General features: G+C 62.6%; 7 protein-coding genes. 3 read left to right on the top strand and 4 right to left on the bottom strand.

Annotation, left to right across the window (positions count from 1 at the left end):
• Positions 1 to 62 precede the first annotated feature (62 nt).
• Positions 63 to 425, bottom strand: a complete 363-nt coding sequence (cpdR, locus tag ACXJ7R_RS25135; protein ID WP_006199474.1) for a cell cycle two-component system response regulator CpdR — start codon at positions 423 to 425, stop codon at positions 63 to 65.
• 163 nt (positions 426 to 588) lie between these two features.
• On the opposite strand from cpdR, the gene ACXJ7R_RS25130 reads away from it, so the two are divergent.
• Both ACXJ7R_RS25130 and hisN read left to right on the top strand, forming a co-directional pair.
• Entirely contained in the window at positions 589 to 1,530 is a 942-nt protein-coding gene (locus ACXJ7R_RS25130; protein WP_457154182.1) for an N-formylglutamate amidohydrolase, read from the top strand.
• A 316-nt stretch (positions 1,531 to 1,846) separates the two neighbouring features.
• A complete protein-coding gene (gene hisN, locus ACXJ7R_RS25125) occupies positions 1,847 to 2,620 on the top strand; it encodes a histidinol-phosphatase (RefSeq protein WP_095084986.1) in 774 nt (257 codons plus the stop codon).
• A 16-nt stretch (positions 2,621 to 2,636) separates the two neighbouring features.
• On the opposite strand, the gene ACXJ7R_RS25120 is transcribed toward hisN, so the two are convergent.
• From ACXJ7R_RS25120 to ACXJ7R_RS25110, 3 genes are all read right to left on the bottom strand, one after another.
• Entirely contained in the window at positions 2,637 to 3,467 is an 831-nt protein-coding gene (locus ACXJ7R_RS25120) for a helix-turn-helix transcriptional regulator (protein ID WP_457154183.1), read from the bottom strand.
• A 202-nt stretch (positions 3,468 to 3,669) separates the two neighbouring features.
• Positions 3,670 to 3,921, bottom strand: a complete 252-nt coding sequence (locus ACXJ7R_RS25115) for a DUF1127 domain-containing protein (RefSeq protein ID WP_457154181.1) — start codon at positions 3,919 to 3,921, stop codon at positions 3,670 to 3,672.
• A gap of 3 nt (positions 3,922 to 3,924) precedes the next feature.
• Entirely contained in the window at positions 3,925 to 4,080 is a 156-nt protein-coding gene (locus ACXJ7R_RS25110; RefSeq protein WP_167392101.1) for a hypothetical protein, read from the bottom strand.
• A 175-nt stretch (positions 4,081 to 4,255) separates the two neighbouring features.
• Between ACXJ7R_RS25110 and ACXJ7R_RS25105 the strand changes: the two genes are divergently transcribed.
• On the top strand, positions 4,256 to 4,683 hold a 428-nt coding region (locus ACXJ7R_RS25105; protein ID WP_457154180.1), incomplete at its 3' end, for a DUF1579 domain-containing protein.

Below are 4,683 nucleotides of genomic sequence, written 5' to 3'. Positions count from 1 at the left end.
GTATGTCGTTCTCCCAAAACCGGGGCCACTTTTGGGCGACATGCATTGGCTCGGAAAGCGGCTCAGGCCGCCTGCAGCATCTTTTCGACCTCGTTGACGAGGTCGCGCAGGTGGAACGGCTTCGACAGCACCTTGGCGTCCTTAGGCGCCTTGGAATCCGGATTCAACGCAACGGCGGCAAAACCGGTGATGAACATGACCTTGAGGTCGGGATCGATCTCAGTGGCGCGGCGCGCCAGTTCGATGCCGTCCATCTCCGGCATGACGATGTCGGTCAAAAGCAGCGAGAACGGTTCCTCGCGCAGCCGCTCATAGGCGCTGGCGCCATTGTCGAAATCGCTGACCTGGTAGCCGGCGCGCTCCAGCGCCTTGACGAGGAACCGACGCATATCGTCGTCGTCTTCCGCCAGTAGAATGCGTGCCATGATATCCCGTCCGAATCACCCGCTCGAGATTGCCGTTGGGCAAGCCCGTTAACCATCCTGTATATGAGGAGGTGAGGGTAAACATCAAGTGAACGAGAACCGGGATGGACCATATTTGCCCGGCCTGTGCTGCCGCTGAAATGCTGGACACGCGGCCAGCAAGGTGGCACCTTCATATCATGATGCACTGGTGTTTGCGGGTTCGCACAAATTGAAGACGGCAGCCGAGGATTTTTCGGTCTTTCCACCCTTCGAAATCCGTTCGGGCGCCGAGCAGCGCGTCCCCTTCCTTTTCAACTCACCGCATAGCGGCCGCTACTATCCGGAGCGCTTCCTTGCCATGGCAAGGCTGGACCGCAACGCCATCCGCCGGTCGGAAGACTGCTATGTCGACGAACTGTTCGGCGGCGCCGTGGCGCTGGGGGCGCCGATGCTGGCGGCGAATTTCCCGCGCGCCTATCTCGACGTCAACCGCGAGCCGTGGGAACTCGATCCGCGCATGTTCGCCGAGCCGGTGCCGTCGTTCTGCAACATCCGCTCGGCGCGGGTGGCCGGCGGGCTTGGCACGGTGCCCAAGCTGGTCGGCGAGGGGCTAGATATTTATTCCGGCCGCCTGCCGCTGTCCGAAGCGGTCGCCCGCATCGAGGCCGTCTACAAGCCCTATCACGAGACGCTGAAACGGCTTTTGACCAGGACCCATGCGCGTTTCGGCTTTGCCGTTCTGATCGACTGTCATTCGATGCCGGCGAGCATCCGCGTCGGCGACAATGGCTTGAGGCCCGACTTCATCATCGGCGACCGTTTCGGCATCTCGGCCACCGCGGCGTTGACCGAGACCGCGATCGGCCTGCTCACCGCAATGGGCTACACCGTCGCCCACAACAAGCCCTATGCCGGCGGCTTCATCACCGAGCACTATGGCCGCCCGGCGCGCCATCTCCACGCCCTCCAGATCGAGGTCAATCGCGGGCTCTACATGAACGAGCGGACATTCGAGAAGGCCGCCGGCTTCGACGCGCTCGCCGACGATCTGTCGCGATTTTCGGCGAATCTGATGGCAATGCCGGACCATCATTTCATCGACCTGCCGCTGGCGGCGGAGTGAAACCTTGGTCCGGGGTGCTCCGGCGTAAAAAAAGACCGCATCGTTTGCACGATACGGTCGAAGTCTAGGGAGGAAACGCCCAAGGAGGGCATGGACAGGAAAACCTGTCCGAGGCTGAGGGTATTGTGCGCTGCACAAATGTCAAGCGACCTTCAGGCTTTTTTAATTCACTCTGAAGTGGAAATTGCTTTTCGGTGACGCTTGTGTGACATCCGGGCAACAGGTGCCGCAGCGGGAAAATCGTCGAACACCCTTGTTTTGGCAGGAAATTGGCGGCAGAGCACGGCTCGGGCATGCTGCAATGCGGGAGAATCAGTTGGATATCAGCATCGATTTCATGCGCCGCATCGCGCGGGCGGCCGCGGCGGAAACCCTGCCGCGCTTCCGCAGCCAGGGCGCCGTCGCCAATAAGGAAAAAGGCAGTTTCGACCCGGTTACCGAAGCCGATCGCGAGGCCGAGCGCGCCATCCGGGCGCTGATATCGGCTGAGTATCCCGACCATGGCATCCTTGGCGAGGAGCACGGCAGCGAAAACATTTCGAGCAAGCATGTCTGGGTGATCGACCCCATCGACGGCACGCGTGCCTTCATCTCCGGCCTGCCGGTGTGGGGGACGCTGGTCGGGCTGACGGTCGACGGCGATGCGGTTGCCGGCATGATGTCGCAACCTTTCACCGGCGAGCTCTACTACGCCAACGCCTCGGGCTCTCACTATGAGGGGCCGGGTGGCCCGCGCAAGCTGACAACCCGCAAGACGACGAAGCTCGCCGACGCGACTCTGTTCACCACCACGCCGGCACTGTTCAAGGGCGAGGCGCGCGAGCGCTACGACCAGTTCGAAAAGCAGGTGCAACTCGCCCGCTACGGCACCGATTGCTATGCCTTCGCCATGATCGCATCGGGAAGCGTCGATATCGTCGCCGATCCCGGATTGAAGCCGTACGACATCGTGGCGCTGATCCCGATCATCGAAAAAGCCGGCGGCGTGGTCACCACATTCGATGGCGGGCCGGCGGAGAAGGGCGGCGATGTCGTGGCAGCGGCGACGCCGGAGCTGCATGCGGCGGCGATGGCTGCGCTCCGAGGCTGACTTTTCCTGAACTGCTTCAGCGCGGCTTGATCGAGCGCTGGAACTCCGCTGGGGTGCGGCCGTAAACCTGCCTGAACGCGGAGCTGAAATGGCTGTGGCTGGAGAAGCCAAGGTCCATGCCCAGCGTCGTCWGATTGTCGTAGCGGCCAAGCAGGTCGAGCGCGCGCGCCAGCCGCAGGCGCAAATGATAACGGTAGAGCGGCATGGCCTCGACCTGCTGGAACATCTGCGTCAGGTAGACCGGCGAGACGCCGACCTCGGCGGCAATTTCGGCCAGAGTCCAGCGTCGCGACAGATCCGAGGACAAAACGAGCTTGGCACGGTCGACCAGTTTCTGTCGGCCCGGGCTGGCGCCGGCGACATGCGAGGTCCGCTCGCCGAGAGAGCGCCGCACCAGCGTCAGCGCCAGGGTTTCGGCCTCGAGCGTTTCGGCTATGTTGCGGCTCAAGCTGTGGCGCAGCAAAGCCACCAAAGCCTGCGCCCGTGGGTCGATGCGCCGGCGTTGGCGACGGAACGCCGGGGTCGCGCCGCTGCGCAATTGCTCCTTCGGCACCAGCTCCAGCAGCTGAGCCTCCTCGACGACGAGATCGAGGCAGGCGTCGCCACCGTCGACGGGGTGGCTGATCCGATAGGCTTCCGCCTCGTTGAAGAACAGCAGCTGATTGGCTTCGGCGACCGCATCATTGCGGCCGACATGGCGCACGAAGACGCCGCGATAGGGAAATACCAGATGCGTCGCCGACGTGCACTCTTCCTCGCTCCTGTGCCGGCACTGCCCGCTGCAGGCGACGTCGCGCACCCTGACAGTGCCGGTGTCGAGAAGCGGCTGGACCGTGAATTGCGATATGGCCATTGCGTTGTTTTCCTGTGCCGGGCCATGGGTCCTGCATCGGCACTCTACGCAATCGGCCCGCCCATTCCTGTCAGGAGACTTCCAGGCAGGCTGCTTCTCAAAGCGCGTCGCATCAAAATGGATTCACGCGCGCTTTGAGTTTTTGTTTCACGCATATCGTCGCCCCAAAACGGGGACCACTTTTCGGCGGTATGCATCAATCCCACAGCCGGCGCGTGAATTCTGAGTAGGCTTCGCCGCGCGACAGACCGATGTCCTTGAGTTGGTCGTCGGTCATCTCGAGCAAAGCGCGGCGGCTTCGGCGCCTCTCCATCTGACTGCTGATCCAGCCAGCCGTCGCAATGAATTGTGCGTACAAAGTCTGGCGAATGGTCATGGTGCGGATTGTCGGCGCCTGCGTCGGCACCGTGCCGGCCAGGCATTGCGTCGCCGTATGATCAGGGCGCATCGCTCAGTCCTCCCTGGTGCCGGCTGCCGAGGCGCCGGCTTCGTTCAGCGCTTGCGCGCATTCCTCGCAGCAGACTTCGACGGTCTTGCCGCCGACCTTGACGCGGATCGGGTTGGCGTCCAGCTGGCAATCGCAGGCGGCGCAGGTTTTCTCGGTCATGATCTCATCTCCATGGCGTTCAGTTCGACACGGACAGATGAGCACTGCGGGACGGCGCGGGCTGTCAGATTCTTTAGCACTTTGTGTGCGCGGGCAGCGCCGGCCCATCCCTACTGACAACAGGGTGTCAGTAGGGACCGACTATGGAAGGGGCCTTTCCAGAGGAGGACGAGACATGCCGACACAATCAACAGCCAGCCACGCCAATGACATTCCGGCGGACGGCCGCAGCGATTTCGACTTCTTCTTCGGCTGCTGGAATGTCAGCCATCGAAGGCTGCAAAAGCGCCTTGCGAGCGATACCAACTGGGACGAATTCGGCGGCACATGCGAGGTGCGTCCGCTGCTCGGCGGTCTTGGCAATGTCGACGACAATGTGATCGAGCTGCCGGACGGCGCCTATCGTGCCGCAACGGTGCGGACCTTCGATCCGGCGACACGGCAATGGTCGATCTGGTGGATCGATGGCCGCAACCCGCTGACCATCGACGTGCCGGTGCGCGGCGCGTTCACCGACGGTGTCGGCACGTTCCTGTGTGACGACGTCTTCGACGGACGGCCGATCCAGGTTCGTTTCCTCTGGTCACGGATGATGGAGAATTC

This window comes from Mesorhizobium sp. P5_C1, from assembly GCF_054049815.1.
Note: the sequence above shows the minus strand (reverse complement) of the source record. Positions and strands in the feature narration are given on the sequence as shown.

What these genes read in the sequence shown, in the direction of transcription:
- ACXJ7R_RS25115 (WP_457154181.1), bottom strand. Translation starts at nt 3,921, where the DNA reads ATGCGCCCTGATCATACGGCGACGCAATGCCTGGCCGGCACGGTGCCG.
- ACXJ7R_RS25110 (WP_167392101.1), bottom strand. Translation starts at nt 4,080, where the DNA reads ATGACCGAGAAAACCTGCGCCGCCTGCGATTGCCAGCTGGACGCCAAC.
- cpdR (WP_006199474.1), bottom strand. Translation starts at nt 425, where the DNA reads ATGGCACGCATTCTACTGGCGGAAGACGACGACGATATGCGTCGGTTC.